We start from the raw sequence: 15,855 nt of genomic DNA on the forward strand, positions 1-15,855 counted from the left end.
CGCCGTGCCCACTCTCCAGCTCCTCATCGCCGCCCTCGCGCTCGTCGCCGTCGGCGGCTGGTTCGCCGCGACCGACGCCGCACTCGGCGTCCTCTCGCGCAGCGACCTGCTCGACATGGCCCAGCACTCCCGCAGCGCCCGCGCTCTCCGCGCGATCGCGGGCGACATGAGCGCCCACGTCAACGTCGTCAACTTCTCGCGGATCGCGGCCGAGACGACGGCCGCGGTGTTCGTCACCACGGTGCTGGTCGTCGAGGTCCCGCAGCTCTGGCTCGCGCTCCTGCTGGCGGTCCTGATCATGGCGGCGGTCTCGTTCGTCCTGGTCGGCTCCAGCCCCCGCAGCGTCGGGCGCGCGAACGCGCGTGCGGTCCTGTCCACCAGCGCCTCGCTCGTGCACGTGCTCCGGCTCGCGCTGGGCCCGGTCGCGCACGGGCTCGTGGCTCTCGGCAACCGGGTGACGCCGGGGACCGGGCGCTCGGCGGGGTTCTCCTCCGAGGAGCAGCTGCTCAGCATGGTCGACGAGGCGACGGAGCAGGACGTGCTCGAGCAGGACGACCGCGAGCTGATCCACTCGATCTTCGAGTTCAACGACACCTTCGTGCGCGAGGTGATGGTGCCCCGCACCGACATGGTGACGATCGAGGCGACCTCCTCCGTCGGCGCCGGCATGGGGCTCCTGCTGAGCCGCGGCATCTCCCGGCTCCCCGTCATCGGCGACGGCGTCGACGACGTCCTCGGCGTGCTCTACCTGCGCGACGTGGCCCGGCACACCTACGAGCGGCCGGACGACGACGACACGGTCGCCGATCTCGCGCGCCCCGCGCTGTTCGTGCCCGAGTCGAAGAAGGCCGACGAGCTGCTCCGCCAGATGCAGCTCGAGTCCAACCACCTCGCGATGGTGGTCGACGAGTACGGCGGCATCGCGGGCCTGGTGACGCTCGAGGACCTGATCGAGGAGCTCGTCGGCGACATCTCCGACGAGTACGACCGCGAGGTCGACCTCTTCGAGGAGACGGCGCCCGGGGTCTACCGCGTCTCGGCGCGCCTGCCGGTGGACGAGCTCGGCGAGCTGTTCGAGCTCGACCTCGAGGACGACGACGTCGACTCGGTCGGCGGACTGCTGACCAAGGCCTACGGGCGCCTCCCCGAGCGCGGCGCGACGGCGCGGATCGGCGGAGTGCTGCTCGAGGCCGAGCAGGCGGACCCGCGCCGTGGGACCATCTCCACGGTGATCGTCCGCCGCGATCCCGATCTGGACACCGCCGGCGAGCCCGGCACCGGCCCCGTCGCGATCATCGCGGACGGCGGCACCACCACCCCCAGCCCGAGCACGGCTCCCACCCGCGGAGCCACGGGCGATCAGCACGAGGACGCACGATGACCGACACCACTCCCGCCGCCGCTCCCTACCGGGCGGGCTTCGTGTCCTTCGTCGGCCGCCCGAACGTGGGCAAGTCGACGCTCACGAACGCCCTCGTCGGCGAGAAGATCGCCATCACGAGCTCGAAGCCCCAGACCACGCGGCGCGCGATCCGCGGCGTGGTGCACCGCACCGACGGCCAGCTGATCGTCGTCGACACCCCGGGCATCCACCGGCCGCGCACGCTTCTCGGCGAGCGGCTGAACTCGCTCGTCACCTCGACCCTCGGCGACGTCGACGTCATCGGGATGCTGTTCCCGGCGGACGAGCCGATCGGCCCCGGAGACCGCTTCATCAACGAGCAGCTCGACTCCTTCCCGCGCGCCCGGAAGGTCGCGATCGTCTCGAAGGTCGACCTCTCCTCGAAGAAGTCCGTGGCGAAGCAGCTGCTCGCCGTCTCGGAGCTGCGCGAGTGGGACACGATCGTGCCGATCTCGGCCGTGACCGAGGAGCAGCTGGACGTCCTGGCCGTCGAGCTCCTGCGCCTGATGCCCGTCTCGCCCGCCCTCTACCCGGAGGAGGCGGTGACCGACGAGGACCTGTCCTCGCGGATCGCCGAGTTCATCCGCGAGGCCGCCCTCGAGGGCGTCTCGGACGAGCTGCCGCACTCCCTCGCCGTGACGCTCGACGACATGGTCGAGCGCGAGGACGGCTCGCTGATCGACATCTACGCCAACGTCTTCGTGGAGCGCGACAGCCAGAAGGGCATCATCATCGGCAAGGGCGGCCAGCGCCTGCGCGAGGTGGGAGCCGTCTCCCGCGAGCAGATCGAGCGCCTGCTGGGCCGCCGCGTGTTCCTCTCCATCCGGGTGAAGGTCGCCAAGGAGTGGCAGCGCGACCCGAAGCTGCTGGGGCGCCTGGGCTTCTGACGTCGGAGGACGACCGCGGTCACCCTCCAGGACGACGCCCCCGGGCGCGCGGACCCGTAGCGTGGTCCTCATGCGCGCCCTCCTCGACCGACCGGCGGCCCTGCCGATCGCCGGGGCGCTGCTCGCCGCCCTCCATCTGCTGCTCGGGCTCACCGGGGTCACTCCGACCGAGCGGATCGCCGGCGGCCTCGTGCTCGCGCTGGCCCTCGCCGTCGCGGGATTCCTGCCCGCGCTCGCCCCCTCGCTCGTCGCGGTCGGCGCGCTCGCCGACGGAGGCGTCCTGCTCGGCGGCGTCCCCGTCGACGGGGTGCTCGTCGGCCTGGTCGTCCTCTGGCAGACGACCCGCCGGGTGGGCCCCTGGACCCGTGCCCTGGCGCTCGCGGGCGGCCTGATCCTCGCCGGGATCGGCGGCGTCACCGTTGCGCTCGGCCTCTCCGGCCCGCTCGATCCGTCCGGGCTCCCGGCGCGCGTGGAGTTCGTGGTCCTCGCCCTGGTCGCCCTCGCGGTCGCCTCCGTGCTCGGTGCGGCGAAGGTCCTCGTGTACCTCAACGCGCTGCGGGCGCCGGTCCTCGCGGGCGATCGGATCGACGCGCTGCTGACCCGGGTCGCCGGGCCGCAGGACCCCTTCGCGGTGGGGGTCGCCGGTGGTCAGGCGCTGGTGCTCCTCCTCGTCGCCGGCCTCCCGTTCGCCGGGGTGGAGGGCGCGATGCAGCTGCTGGTCGCGGGCGTGCTCGCGGTCGCGCTGGTGCTGCACCGGCGGTCCCCGGTCCTCGCCCTCTCGATCGCCTGGGCCGGTGCCGCCCTGCAGATGAGCGCGAGCCTCGCTCCCGGACCCGCGGATCTGGCCATCCTGGCCGTCCTCTTCGGCGCCGGCGCGTCGGAGTCGCGGCGGGTGCGGATCGCGGGCGCGGTGTCGGCCGTCCTCGGCGCCGTGATCGCCGTCGTCTACCTCGTCCTCGTCTTCGACCTCGTCGCGAGCGCCTACGACGGCCTCCTGTCGGCCGGAGCCACCTTCGGCGGGATCCTCGCGACGCTCGGCCTCTCCTGGACCATCGGACTGCTCTCGCGCTCGGTCCGCCGGGCGCGGGAGGGCCAGACCCTGCGCGCGCAGGCCGAACAGGAGCGCGCCCGGGCGCAGCGCGAGCTCGACACCGTGGAGGAGCGCAACCGGATCGCCCGCGACATGCACGACGTCGTCGCCCACTCCCTCGCCGTCGTGATCGCGCAGGCCGACGGCGCGCGCTACCTCGGCGCCACCAGCCCCGAGCAGACCGACGCCGCGCTGCTGACCATCTCCTCCGTCGCCCGGGACGCCCTCGGCGACGTGCGCGTGCTCCTCGCCCAGCTGCGGCACTCGCAGAGCGACGGCCCGCAGCCCGGCGCCCGCGACCTGCCGGCCCTCCTCGACAGCGTGGGCGGAGCCGGAGCCCCCGTCCGCGCCGAGCTCGCCGTCGACCTGGAGGCGGTGCCGCGCGCCGTCGGTCTGGCCCTGTACCGCATCGCCCAGGAGGCGACCACGAACGCTCTCCGCCACGGCCGCCCGGGCTCGCCGCTCGAGATCGCCCTGCGCCAGGACGGCGGCGAGCTCGCCCTGACCGTGCGCAACGCCCGGTGCGCCGACGTCGAGCGCGACTCCCTGCCGGGCGAGGGCCACGGCCTGGTCGGCATGCGCGAGCGCGCCGCGCTCGTCGGGGGAGTGCTCGCCGCCGGCCCGGTCGGGGACGACTTCGTCGTCGACGCGCGCCTGCCCTCCTCCCCGTCCCTCGCCCGCACCGCCCCACCCCTCGCCTCCGGAGGCAGCCCCGCATGACCGACACCATCCGCCTCGTCCTCGTCGACGACCAGGCCCTCTTCCGCGCCGGCATCCGCATGCTGCTCGGCTCGCAGCCCGACCTCGAGGTGGTCGGCGAGGCCTCGGACGGGGCGGAGGGCGCGGAGCTGGTCGCGCGGCTGGCCCCCGACGTCGTGCTGATGGACATCCGGATGCCGGGCGTCGACGGGATCGAGTCGACCCGGCGGATCCTCGCGGACGCGCAGGAGCGGCGGGTCGAGCCTCCGCGCATCCTCGTGCTGACCACCTTCGACCTCGACGAGGCCGCCGCGCGCGCCATCCGGGCGGGTGCGAGCGGCTTCCTCCTGAAGGACACGGAGCCCGGCTTCCTCCTCGCCTCCGTCCGCACCGTGCACGCGGGGACCGCCGTGGTCGCCGCCTCCGCGACCCGCGAGCTCTTCGAGCACTTCGGAGCGGCGGGCAGCGGACGCGAGACCCCGCCCGCCTTCGCGACCCTCACCGACCGCGAGCGCGAGATCTTCCACCTGGCCGCGCGGGGGATGAGCAACACCGAGATCGCGCGCGCCGAGTTCCTGAGCGAGGCGACGGTGAAGACGCACATCAGCCGCACCCTCGGCAAGCTCGGCCTGCGCGACCGCGTGCAGCTGGTGGTCTACGCCTACGAGAACGGCCTGGTCTCCTAGCGCGGGACGCCGGGGTGACGCGCCGCGGGGGCGGTGCTACCCTGACCGGGTGCGCTTCGGACAGCTCCTCCTTCTCCGCCGCGACGAGATCTGATCCTCAGGCCATCCTCGTCGCGGAGTCCGTCGTCGGCTGAACCATCCCTCGCCCGCGAGGTCGATCCGCATCCGGATCCCCGCGAGACCGCCCGACCGGCACCGCCCACCAGCGGAGCCGCACGCGAGCGGGATCGGTCACGAGCGAGAACAGACACGTGCGCACCACTGCGCCGGGAGAGCACCTCATGCTGAACAACCAGAAGCCGTCGCCCATGCCGATCGGCAAGTACCGTCCCTTCCACGAGCTGATCGCCGTGGACCTGCCCGACCGCACCTGGCCGTCGAAGCGCATCACGACCGCGCCCCGCTGGTGCGCCGTGGACCTCCGCGACGGCAACCAGGCGCTCATCGACCCGATGAGCCCCGAGCGCAAGCGCATCATGTTCGATCTGCTGGTCCGGATGGGCTACAAGGAGATCGAGGTCGGGTTCCCGAGCGCGAGCCAGACCGACTTCGACTTCGTGCGCAGCCTCATCGAGGAGGGCGCGATCCCCGAGGACGTCACCATCCAGGTGCTGACCCAGGCCCGCGACCACCTGATCGAGCGCACCTACGAGTCGATCCGCGGTGCGCGCCAGGCGATCGTGCACCTCTACAACTCCACGAGCGTGCTGCAGCGCGAGGTCGTGTTCCGCAAGGACCGTCAGGGCATCATCGACATCGCGCTGGCCGGCGCCCGCAAGTGCCGCGAGATGGAGTCGACCGTCCCCGGCACGGCCGTCTACTACGAGTACTCGCCCGAGAGCTACACCGGCACCGAGCTCGACTTCGCCCGCGAGATCTGCGACCGGGTCGTCGAGGTCTTCGAGCCGACTCCCGAGCGCAAGGTCATCCTGAACCTGCCCGCCACCGTCGAGATGGCCACCCCGAACGTCTACGCAGACTCGATCGAGTGGATGAGCCGCAACCTCGCGCAGCGCGAGAACATCGTGCTGTCGCTGCACCCCCACAACGACCGCGGCACGGCCGTGGCGGCGGCCGAGCTGGGCTACCTGGCCGGTGCCGACCGGATCGAGGGCTGCCTCTTCGGCAACGGCGAGCGCACCGGCAACGTCGATCTGGTCGCGTTGGGCGTGAACCTGTTCACCCAGGGGATCGACCCGCAGATCGACTTCAGCGACATGGACGGCATCAAGCGCACCGCCGAGTACTGCAACCAGCTGCCCGTGCCCGAGCGCAGCCCCTGGGCGGGCGACCTGGTCTTCACCGCCTTCAGCGGCTCGCACCAGGACGCCATCAAGAAGGGCTTCGAGGCGATGCAGGCCGAGGCCGAGCGGACCGGCCGCAGCGTCGACGAGCTCACCTGGGCCGTGCCCTACCTGCCGGTGGACCCGAAGGACCTGGGCCGCTCCTACGAGGCGGTCATCCGCGTCAACTCGCAGTCCGGCAAGGGCGGAGTCGCGTACCTGCTGAAGACGGACCACGCGCTCGACCTGCCGCGCCGGCTGCAGATCGAGTTCTCGGGCGTCGTGCAGGCCAAGACCGACGCCGAGGGCGGCGAGGTCACGAGCGAGCAGATCTGGACGGTGTTCCAGGACGAGTACCTGCCCGCGCCCGCCGAGCGCGCCGACGAGAAGTGGGGCCGCTTCGAGCTGCTGCGCACGAACACGTCGAGCGATCTGGGCGGCAGCATCGCGCTGGACGCGGTCCTCCGGGTGGGCGACGAGCGCGTCTCGGCCAGCTCGCGGGGCAACGGCCCGATCAACGCCTTCGAGGCCGTGCTGGAGCAGCAGGGCGTCGAGGTCCGGGTCCTCGACTACGTCGAGCACGCGCTCAGCGCCGGCGGCGACGCGCTGGCCGCCTCGTACGTCGAGTGCACGGTGAACGGCCGCACCCTGTGGGGCGTGGGCGTGGACGCCGACATCTCGACCGCCTCCCTTAAGGCCATCGTCTCGGCCGTCAACCGCGCCCTGCGCGAGGAGGTCCCGGTCCGCGAGCTGGCCGGCGCCTCCGCCTGATCGGGCCCGATCCCCGCCGGGGGAGCCGTGATGCGTCGCGGCTCCCCCGGCGTTCCCGTGCGCGGACCGCGCGGGACTCCGCTCCCTGCGTCCGGGTCGGCCGCCGCTAGGTCCGGCGGCGCCAGCGCAGGCGCGGCACCCCGCTGAGCGCGCGCTGCTCGGGCAGGCTCCAGCCGTAGCGGACCGCGAGCAGGCGGATGACCGTGGTCACGCCCACCGCGAGCGGCGCGGCGAAGTCGATCGTCACTCCGAAGCGCAGCGTGAGGACCAGGACGCCGGTGCCCACCGAGGCGGCGACCGCGTAGAGCGAGCCGACGTGCATCAGCGCGATCGGCCGGTTCAGCAGGATGTCTCGGACGACGGATCCGCCGACGGCCGAGACGGTGCCGACGAACACGGCCGGCACCTCCGGCACGCCGAGCGACAGGGCCTTCGTGGTGCCGATCGCGCCGAAGAGCCCGAGGGTCAGCGCGTCGAGGGCGGTGATCGTCCCGTCGACCCGGTTCAGCAGGTGCTGGAGCAGCATCCCGAGCAGGGAGGCGGTCACCGCGACGATCAGGTACGCGTCGGTGTGCAGGGCCACCAGGGGCGTCTGGAGCAGCAGATCGCGGAGCACGCCGCCGCCGAGGCCGGTGGCCGTGCCGATGATCGTGACGCCGAGCAGGTCGATCCGGCGGTCGCGGAACTCGCCCGCGAACATCGCGCCCTGGAGGCAGCCGATGGCGATCGCGAGCAGGTCGGCCCAGGCCGGGATCTCGAAGAGGGAGGCTGCCACCCGGACATCGTTCCACGGCGCGGGCCCTGCTCCGGCCGGGCTGCCAGCCGGGTGTCGGGGGTCGGGGGGATAATCGGTGGATGCCCACCTATCGCGACGAAGCCGTGGTGCTCCGCACGCACAAGCTGGGCGAGGCCGATCGCATCGTGACGCTGCTCTCGCGCAGCCACGGCAAGATCCGCGCGGTGGCGAAGGGCGTGCGCAAGACCGGCTCCAAGTTCGGCTCGCGGCTCGAGCCGTTCATGGTCGCCGACCTCCAGCTCTACGAGGGCCGGAGCCTCGACATCGTCACGCAGGCCGAGTCGCTCGGCGCCTACGGTGCGCTGATCGCCGCCGACTACGACAGCTACACGGCCGCGAGCGCGATGGTCGAGACGGCGGACCGCCTCACCGACGCGGACGCCTCCCTGCAGCAGTACCTGCTGCTCGTCGGGGCCCTGCGATCGCTCTCGAAGCACGAGCACGAGCCGGTGCTGACGCTCGACTCCTACCTCCTGCGGGCGCTCTCGATCGCGGGCTGGGCGCCCAGCTTCGAGGACTGCGCGCGCTGCGGCGCCCCCGGGCCCCACGGCGCGGTCGTGGTGCAGCTCGGAGGCGTCGTCTGCGCCGACTGCACGCCGCCCGGAGCACCGCGGGTCGCTCCGGAGGTCGTGGTCCTGCTGGGTGCGCTGCTCACGGGAGACTGGGCCCACGCCGAGACCACCGAGCCGACCACGCGGTCGCGGGCGAGCGGAGTGGTCGCCGCCTACACGCAGTTCCACCTCGAACGCGGTCTGAGATCCCTGGAGCACGTCACCCGATGAAGCCCTTCACCCACAAGGACGTCGAGCCGTACCGCCCTCTCGACTGGACCGGGATCCACCCGCCCGCGATCCCGCGGAAGGCCGTTCCGGGGCACGTCGCCATCGTGATGGACGGGAACGGCCGCTGGGCGAACTCCCGCGGCCTGACGAGGATCGAGGGGCACAAGCGCGGCGAGACGGCGCTGCTGGACGTCGTGGCCGGAGCGATCCAGATCGGCGTGAAGCACCTCAGCGTCTACGCGTTCTCGACCGAGAACTGGAAGCGCTCGCCCGAGGAGGTGCGCTTCCTGATGGGCTTCAACCGCGACGTGCTGCACCGCCGCCGCGATCAGCTCAACGAGTGGGGCGTGCGCATCCGCTGGGCCGGGCGGAAGCCGCGCCTGTGGGCGTCGGTGATCAACGAGCTGCAGTTCGCCGAGCGGATGACCGCGGGCAACGACGTGCTCACCCTCACCATGTGCGTCAACTACGGCGGGCGCACCGAGATCGCCGACGCGGTGCAGCGGCTCGCCGCCGAGGTCCAGGCGGGGCGGCTCAAGCCCTCCGGCATCTCCGAGAAGACCATCGCCAAGGCGCTCTACGTGCCCGAGATACCGGACGTCGACCTCTTCGTGCGCTCCTCCGGCGAGCAGCGCACCAGCAACTTCCTGCTCTGGCAGAGCGCCTACGCCGAGATGGTGTTCCTCGACCGGCTCTGGCCGGACTTCACGCGGACCGACCTCTGGGACGCGATCGAGCACTACTCCGGCCGCTCCCGCCGCTTCGGCGGCGCGGTCGACGTGCCGGGGGCCTCCTCGTGATCCGGGCCGGGATCGTCGGCTTCGGGCTCGCGGGCAGCGTCTTCCACGGTCCGTTCCTCGCGGCGGATCCCGCTTCCGAGGTCGTCGCCGTCTCCACCCGCGACGCCGGTCGGAGGGCCGCGGCCTCCGCCGCGCATCCGGAGGCCCGGATCGTGCCCGACCTCGACGCGGTGCTCGCCGAGCGGCCGGAGCTGGTCGTGCTCGCCTCGCCGCCGTCGGTGCACCGGGAGCAGGCCGTCCGGGTGCTCGAGGCCGGTGTCGCCGTCGTGATCGACAAGCCCTTCGCACCGAGCACCGCCGACGCGGACGCGATCATCGCCGCCTCCGAGCGGAGCGGTGCGCCCGTCTTCGTCTTCCAGAACCGGCGCTGGGACGCCGATCTGCTCACCCTCCGCCGCCTCCTGGGCGAAGGGGTCCTCGGCGAGGTCCTCCGCTTCGAGTCGACCTTCGAGCGCTGGAGCGCGCCGAAGACGGGCCGGTGGCAGAGCGAGACGGTTTCGGCCGAGGGCGGCGGGATTCTCTTCGATCTCGGCAGCCACCTGGTCGACCAGGCGCTGCTGCTGTTCGGCCCGGCGGTCGTCACGGCGGCCGAGACGCGGACCGTCCACGAGGGCTCGGCGAGCGAGGACGACGCGTTCGTCTCGCTCCTGCATCACAGCGGCGTCCGCTCCCACCTCACCATGAGCCGCGTCGCCCGGGCGACCGGCCCCCGCTTCCGCGTGCTCGGCACCCGCGCCGCCTTCAGCGTCGACGGTCTCGATCCGCAGGAGACCGCGCTCCGCGCCGGCGGCGCCAGGCCCGACGACGACGGCTTCGGCGAGGTCGCGCCGGAGGGATGGGGCATCCTCGTCGACGACTCCGGCACTCACCCCGTGCCGAGTGAGCGGGGACGATACGCCGCGTTCCTCGAGCAGGTCGCGCGGTCGCTCCAGGACGGCGCTCCCTCGCCGGTCGACGTCCGCGAGGCCCGCGAGGTCGTCGCCGTGCTCGAGCAGGCGCACGCTCTCGCCGCCCGCTGACCGGGCCCGCCGCCGACGCGCCCGGTCGCTCCCCGGTCTTGGCGATCCGGCTCTGGAGCGTCATCCTCGAGAGGTGAGCACCGCACTGCCGAACTCCGCCGGCCTGCGCGCGCGCTTCGCCGGTGCCCGCGGCTACCACAACGCCTGCACCCTCGGCCTGCCGCCGCAGGAGACCGTCGAGGCGCTGCGGGCGGACCTCGACGGCTGGTCGTCCGGGGAGAGCACGGCCGCCGCCTACGGCGCTGTCGCCGAGCGCGCGCGTGCCTCGTTCGCCGCGATCGCCGGCGTTCCGGTCGACCGGGTCGCCATCGGCTCGCAGACCTCCGCCATGGCCGCCGTGCTCGCCGCCTCGCTGCCCGACGGGGCCCGCGCGCTCTGCGTGGACGGCGACTTCTCCTCCATCGTGTTCCCCTTCCTCGCCCAGGCGCACCGCGGAGTGACCGTGCGCTCCGTCGCGCTCGAGGCGCTGGCCGACTCCGTCGAGGACGGGGACGACCTCGTCGTCTTCTCCGCCGTGCAGTCGAGCAGCGGAGCGCTCGCCGACCTCGACGCCGTCCTCGAGGCGGCCGCGCGCCACGGAGTGCGGACCGCGTGCGACCTCACGCAGGCGGCCGGCGTCCTGCCGGTCGACGCCTCCCGCTTCGACGCGACCCTCACCCACGCCTACAAGTGGCTGTGCTCGCCGCGCGGAGTGGCGTTCCTCACCGTCTCGCCCGACTACGCGGCCGAGCTCGTCCCCGTGCAGGCGGGCTGGTACTCGGGGGAGGACGTGTGGTCGTCCTGCTACGGACCGGCCATGCACCTGGCCGAGAACGCCCGCCGCTTCGACGTCTCGCCGGCCTGGCAGGCGTTCGCCGGCGCCGAGGCGTCGCTCGCTCTGTTCCGCTCGCTCGACCTCGACGCGGTCTGGGCGCACGCCTCCGGCCTCGGCGACCTGCTGTGCGAGCGGCTGGACCGGGAGCCTCAGCACCGGGCGCTGGTGTCCTGGCCGGACGAGGGGGGAGCGGACCTGGAGCTGCTGCAGGCCGCGGGTCTGCGCGTCTCGGGCCGCGGCGGCCGGCTCCGCATCGCCTTCCACCTCTGGAACGACGAGTCCGACGTGGACGAGCTCGTCCGCGTGCTGCGGGAATAGCGGGGCGCCCCCTCCGTTGTCCTGGGGGTGAGTGCTGAGCCGAGCCCCCTGTCCGTCGACGTCTGGTCCGACATCGCCTGCCCCTGGTGCTACATCGGGAAGCGCCGGTTCGAGTGCGGGCTCGAGGCCTTCCGCGCCGCGCACCCCGAGGCTCCGGAGGTCGTCGTGGAGTACCGCAGCTTCGAGCTCTCGCCGGACACGCCGGAGGACTACCGCGGGGGAGAGGCGGCGTTCCTCGCCGAGCACAAGGGCATCCCGGAGGTGCAGGCGCAGCAGATGCTCGACTCCGTCACGGCGATCGCGGCGAGCGTCGGCCTCGACTACCACTTCGAGTCGGTGCGCCACGTCAAGACGGTCACCGCCCACCAGGCGCTCCACCACGCCAAGGAGAACGGACTGCAGCTCGAGCTCGTCGAGCGTCTCCTGAGCGCGTACTTCGTCGAGGGCCGCGACCTGGCCGATCCGGAGGTGCTCGCCTCGCTCGCCGGCGAGGTCGGGCTCGACCCGGCGGAGACGCGCCGCGCTCTCGAGGACCGGCGCTACCTCGGGCGGGTGCAGTCCGACATCGCCCAGGCCCGCGAGTACGGGATCTCGGGGGTGCCGTTCTTCGTCCTGGACGGGCGCTTCGGCGTCTCCGGCGCCCAGGAGCCGGCGGCGTTCACCGAGGTCCTCGAGCATGTGCTGGAGCAGCGGGCGGCCGTCGCGTGAGCGGGCCGTTCGAGATGCTGGGCGACTCCGGCGTGCCGCTGTGCGAGGACGGCGTCTGCGCCGTGCCGCCGGCCGCGGAAGCGCAGGCCGAGGTGCCGCCGATCAGCGCGGAGGCTCCTCCACGGTGATGTCGGCCACGGTCGCGCCGTAGGCGGCCACGAGGGCGTCCGCGTCGACGAAGGCGCTGCGCCCGTCGGCGCCGGCTCCCATCGCCACGCGGCGGCCGAGGATCCGCTCGTCGGCGTAGACCGGCCAGGCCGTCGTGGACCCGATCGGGGTGATGGTGCCGCGCCGGTAGCCGGTCGCCTCGAGGGCGGCCGTCTCGTCCGGGAGGCGGAGCTTGTTCACTCCGACCACCGCGCGCAGCTTCGGCCACGCGATCTGCCGCCCGCCGGGGACGAGGGCGAACAGGTAGCCGCCGTCGTGGCGCTTCACCACGAGCGACTTCACGATGTCGCCGGGCTCGATGCCGAGCAGCGCGGCCGCCTCGTGCAGGCTGCCGGCAGCGGGCCTCTCCACGATCTCGACCGCCAGGCCGCGGGCGGACGCGTCCGCCTCCAGCCGCTGCGAACCGTCCTCCACAGGTGTGCTCCCGTTCATCTCTCCACCTCTCTGCTCGTCACTCCGCCTTCCCCAACACAGGATCTGGGAGAATCGATACCGATGTCCTCCACTCTCACGGCCGCCCCGCCCGCGCGCACCGCGCCGGCGCTCCGGATCGGCCCCCTCGAACTCGACGCGCCGGTGGTGCTCGCCCCCATGGCGGGCATCACCAACACGGCGTTCCGCCGCCTCTGCCGCGAGTTCGGCAACGGCCTCTACGTGAGCGAGATGATCACCTCCCGCGCGCTCGTCGAGCGCACGCCGGAGTCGATGCGCCTCATCCGCCACCACCCCAGCGAGTCGGTGCGCTCGATCCAGCTCTACGGAGTGGACCCGGTCACGGTCGCCGAGGCGGTCACCATGCTCGTCGCCGAGGACCGGGCCGACCACATCGACCTCAACTTCGGCTGCCCCGTGCCCAAGGTCACCCGGAAGGGCGGGGGAGCGGCCCTGCCGTGGAAGCTCCCGCTGTTCCGGCAGATCGTCGAGGGCGCCGTGAAGGCCGCCGGCGACGTCCCGCTCACCGTCAAGATGCGCAAGGGCATCGACCCGGACCACCTCACCTACCTCGAGGCCGCCCGTGCTGCCGAGGGCGCCGGGGTCGCGTCGATCGCGCTGCACGCGCGCACCGCCTCCGAGTTCTACAGCGGGCACGCCGACTGGTCGGCGATCGCCATGCTCAAGGAGACGGTCACGAGCGTGCCCGTGCTGGGCAACGGCGACATCTGGTCGGCCGAGGACGCGCTGCGGATGATGGCCGAGACGGGCTGCGACGGAGTCGTCGTCGGTCGCGGCTGCCTCGGGCGCCCCTGGCTCTTCGGCGACCTCGCCGCCGCGTTCGCCGGCTCCGACGAGCGGTTCCGCCCTTCGCTCGGACAGGTCGCCGAGGCGTTCCGCCGCCACGCGGAGCTGCTCGTCGACTTCTTCGAGAGCGAGGAGCGCGGCTGCCGCGACATCCGCAAGCACGTCGCCTGGTACTTCAAGGGCTACGCCGTCGGCGGCGACCTCCGCGCTCGCCTGGCCACCGTCGAGTCGCTCGCGCAGCTCGACGAGCTCCTGGCGACGCTCGACTGGACGCAGCCCTACCCGGGCGAGGCGGCCGAGGGGCAGCGGGGCCGCGCCGGCTCGCCCAAGGTCCCCTCCCTCCCGGACCGCTGGCTCGAGTCCCGCGAGCTCGACGCCGGGCAGCGCGACGCGGTCTCGGCCGCCGAGATCCACAACAGCGGTGGATGACCGCGCGCTCTGGGGGTACTCGCTCGTCGACACCGAGCGATTCCTGCCGGAGGACCACTCGACTCGCCGCTCCGACTTCGCCCGCGACCGCGCCCGGCTCTTCCACTCCAGCGCGCTCCGCCGCCTGGCCGCGAAGACCCAGGTGCTCAGCCCCACGGCGGGCGTCGACTTCGCGCGCAACCGCCTGACCCACTCGCTCGAGGTGGCGCAGATCGGCCGGGAGCTCGCCACGAGCCTCGACCTCGACCCCGACGTCGTCGACACGGCCTGCCTCGCGCACGACATCGGGCATCCGCCGTTCGGGCACAACGGCGAGCGCGCGCTCAACACCTGGGCCGAGGGGATCGGCGGCTTCGAGGGCAACGCGCAGACCTTCCGGCTGCTCACGCGGCTCGAGCCGAAGGTGTTCGGCGACGACGCCCGCCCCTACGGGCTGAACCTCACCCGCGCCAGCATCGACGCGAGCTGCAAGTACCCCTGGCCCGACACGCGCTCGGTCGCGGACCCGTCGGGGCGCGCCAAGTTCGGGTTCTACGCCGACGACGCTCCCGCGTTCGCCTGGATGCGCGAGGGCGCCCCCGAGGGGGTGCGCTGCATCGAGGCCGAGGTGATGGACCTCTCGGACGACATCGCGTACTCCGTGCACGACTTCGAGGACGCGGTGGTCTCCGGCTACATCGACGTCGAAGCACTCGGCTCCCGCGCCGACCACGAGGACCTCGTGCAGTCGATGCACTCCTGGGTCGGCGGGGAGGTCGGACACGACGAGCTCGTCGCCGCCTTCGACCGTCTCGACTCGCTCGACGTGTGGGTCTCCTCCTGGGACGGCTCCCGCCGCGACCAGGCCCGGCTCAAGAACCTCACCAGCCAGCTCATCGGCCGCTTCGCCGCCGCCGCCACCGAGGCCACCCGCGAGGCGTACCAGCACCCCGACCTCGTCCGCTTCGGCGGCCACGTCGTCGTCCCCCGCGAGCAGCAGGCCGAGATCGCCGTGCTCAAGGGGATCGTCGCGACGTTCGTGATGTCGCGGAACACCCGCCAGCCCATCTACGCCCAGCAGCGCGAAGTCCTCACCCGCCTCGCCGACACCCTCCTCGACCGCGGCCCGGGAACCCTCGAGCCCGGCTTCGCCGAGGACTGGCACGCCGCCCCCGACGACGACGCCCGCCGCCGCGTCGTCGTCGACCAGGTCGCCAACCTCACCGACCAGAGCGCCCTCGCCTGGTTCGAGAGGCTGTGCTGATGCGCTGAGCCGGGCGGCGCCCGGCTCAGCTGTGCCGCCGGTCCCTGCCCGGCGTCACCGCGGTCGGCTTGTCGAGGTAGTTCCAGGGAGCGGGGTGCGTCCGCCTAGGGCGATCCGCTGGGACGCGGATCGGCCGTTCGGCTGTGCTCGATCCCACGCCGGTCCTCGCCCGGCGTGGCGCGGTCGGCTTCTCGGGGTGGTGCGGTTCGTGGAGCGGGGTGCGTCCGCCTAGGGCGATCCGCTGGCACGCGGATCGGCCGTTCGGCGGTGCCGGTGGCACGCCGGTCCCTGCCCGGCGTGGCGCGGTCGGCTTGGCGACGTGGTGCGTTTCGTGGAGCGGGGTGCGTCCGCCTAGGGCGATCCGCTGGCACGCGGATCGGCCGTTCGGCGGTGCCGGTGCACGACGGTCACCGCGAGGCGTCACCGCGGTCGGCTTGTCGGGGTAGTGCGATTCGTGGAGCGGGGTGCGTCCGCCTGGGGCGATCCGCTGGGACGCGGATCGGCCGTTCAGCGGTGCCGGGGCACGCCGGTCACCGCCAGGCGTCACCGCGGTCGGCTTGCGGGATGGCGGGTTCCAGGGAGCCGGGTGCGTCCGTCCGAGGCGATGCGCTGGCGTGCGGGTCGGCCGGTCGGCTCGGAGGGCGGGGACGACGTCGCGGTCGCGGAGGGTGACCGAGATGCTCCGGCCCTGCGCGGCGCAGGCCTCGGAGTAGGCGGACCG

General features: G+C 73.1%; 14 protein-coding genes. 12 read left to right on the top strand and 2 right to left on the bottom strand.

Annotated elements, in window-relative coordinates; all coding sequences use genetic code 11:
* Window positions 1-4: 4 nt before the first annotated feature.
* The 5 genes from C5D04_RS11485 (at window position 5) to leuA (ending at window position 6,818) form a co-directional block, all read left to right on the top strand.
* Window positions 5-1,381 (top strand): hemolysin family protein, encoded by a 1,377-nt coding sequence (locus tag C5D04_RS11485; protein WP_104223425.1) that lies wholly within the window; start codon window positions 5-7, stop codon window positions 1,379-1,381.
* A complete protein-coding gene (era, locus tag C5D04_RS11490) occupies window positions 1,378-2,289 on the top strand; it encodes a GTPase Era (RefSeq protein WP_104223426.1) in 912 nt (303 codons plus the stop codon). Before C5D04_RS11485 ends, era begins: the two co-directional genes overlap by 4 nt.
* Before the next feature lie 70 nt (window positions 2,290-2,359).
* The gene (locus C5D04_RS11495; protein WP_146086370.1) at window positions 2,360-4,099 is read left to right on the top strand and encodes a sensor histidine kinase; all 1,740 of its coding nucleotides are present in this window, start codon (window positions 2,360-2,362) and stop codon (window positions 4,097-4,099) included.
* Window positions 4,096-4,764: a response regulator transcription factor gene (locus C5D04_RS11500; protein WP_104234459.1), complete on the top strand. Its 669-nt coding sequence runs from the start codon at window positions 4,096-4,098 to the stop codon at window positions 4,762-4,764. The genes C5D04_RS11495 and C5D04_RS11500 overlap by 4 nt, the downstream gene beginning before the upstream one ends.
* A 281-nt stretch (window positions 4,765-5,045) precedes the next feature.
* A complete protein-coding gene (gene leuA / locus C5D04_RS11505; RefSeq protein ID WP_104238221.1) occupies window positions 5,046-6,818 on the top strand; it encodes a 2-isopropylmalate synthase in 1,773 nt (590 codons plus the stop codon).
* A 106-nt stretch (window positions 6,819-6,924) separates the two neighbouring features.
* On the opposite strand, the gene C5D04_RS11510 is transcribed toward leuA, so the two are convergent.
* Complete coding sequence (locus C5D04_RS11510; RefSeq protein ID WP_104273600.1) at window positions 6,925-7,593, bottom strand: trimeric intracellular cation channel family protein; 669 nt, start codon at window positions 7,591-7,593, stop codon at window positions 6,925-6,927.
* Window positions 7,594-7,673: 80 nt separating this feature from the next.
* Here C5D04_RS11510 and recO point away from each other — a divergent pair, with 80 nt between their 5' ends.
* From recO to C5D04_RS11535, 5 genes are all read left to right on the top strand, one after another.
* Window positions 7,674-8,396: a DNA repair protein RecO gene (recO, locus tag C5D04_RS11515; RefSeq protein ID WP_104223431.1), complete on the top strand. Its 723-nt coding sequence runs from the start codon at window positions 7,674-7,676 to the stop codon at window positions 8,394-8,396.
* Window positions 8,393-9,196, top strand: a complete 804-nt coding sequence (locus C5D04_RS11520; protein WP_104347733.1) for an isoprenyl transferase — start codon at window positions 8,393-8,395, stop codon at window positions 9,194-9,196. Before recO ends, C5D04_RS11520 begins: the two co-directional genes overlap by 4 nt.
* A complete protein-coding gene (locus C5D04_RS11525; protein ID WP_104347734.1) occupies window positions 9,193-10,215 on the top strand; it encodes a Gfo/Idh/MocA family oxidoreductase in 1,023 nt (340 codons plus the stop codon). The genes C5D04_RS11520 and C5D04_RS11525 overlap by 4 nt, the downstream gene beginning before the upstream one ends.
* 73 nt (window positions 10,216-10,288) lie before the next feature.
* Window positions 10,289-11,347, top strand: coding sequence for an aminotransferase class V-fold PLP-dependent enzyme (locus tag C5D04_RS11530; RefSeq protein WP_104347735.1), 1,059 nt, complete (start codon window positions 10,289-10,291; stop codon window positions 11,345-11,347).
* Between the two features lie 27 nt (window positions 11,348-11,374).
* Window positions 11,375-12,055 (top strand): DsbA family protein, encoded by a 681-nt coding sequence (locus C5D04_RS11535; protein ID WP_104347736.1) that lies wholly within the window; start codon window positions 11,375-11,377, stop codon window positions 12,053-12,055.
* A gap of 102 nt (window positions 12,056-12,157) precedes the next feature.
* On the opposite strand, the gene C5D04_RS11540 is transcribed toward C5D04_RS11535, so the two are convergent.
* A complete protein-coding gene (locus tag C5D04_RS11540; RefSeq protein WP_104223436.1) occupies window positions 12,158-12,655 on the bottom strand; it encodes an aminoacyl-tRNA deacylase in 498 nt (165 codons plus the stop codon).
* Between the two features lie 63 nt (window positions 12,656-12,718).
* Between C5D04_RS11540 and dusB the strand changes: the two genes are divergently transcribed.
* Both dusB and C5D04_RS11550 read left to right on the top strand, forming a co-directional pair.
* Window positions 12,719-13,891, top strand: a complete 1,173-nt coding sequence (gene dusB / locus C5D04_RS11545; RefSeq protein WP_104247508.1) for a tRNA dihydrouridine synthase DusB — start codon at window positions 12,719-12,721, stop codon at window positions 13,889-13,891.
* A complete protein-coding gene (locus C5D04_RS11550; RefSeq protein WP_104223438.1) occupies window positions 13,884-15,134 on the top strand; it encodes a deoxyguanosinetriphosphate triphosphohydrolase in 1,251 nt (416 codons plus the stop codon). Before dusB ends, C5D04_RS11550 begins: the two co-directional genes overlap by 8 nt.
* Window positions 15,135-15,855: the final 721 nt, after the last annotated feature.

This window comes from Rathayibacter sp. AY1D2, from assembly GCF_002932695.1.
In the GTDB taxonomy this organism is placed as follows: Bacteria; Actinomycetota; Actinomycetes; order Actinomycetales; family Microbacteriaceae; genus Rathayibacter.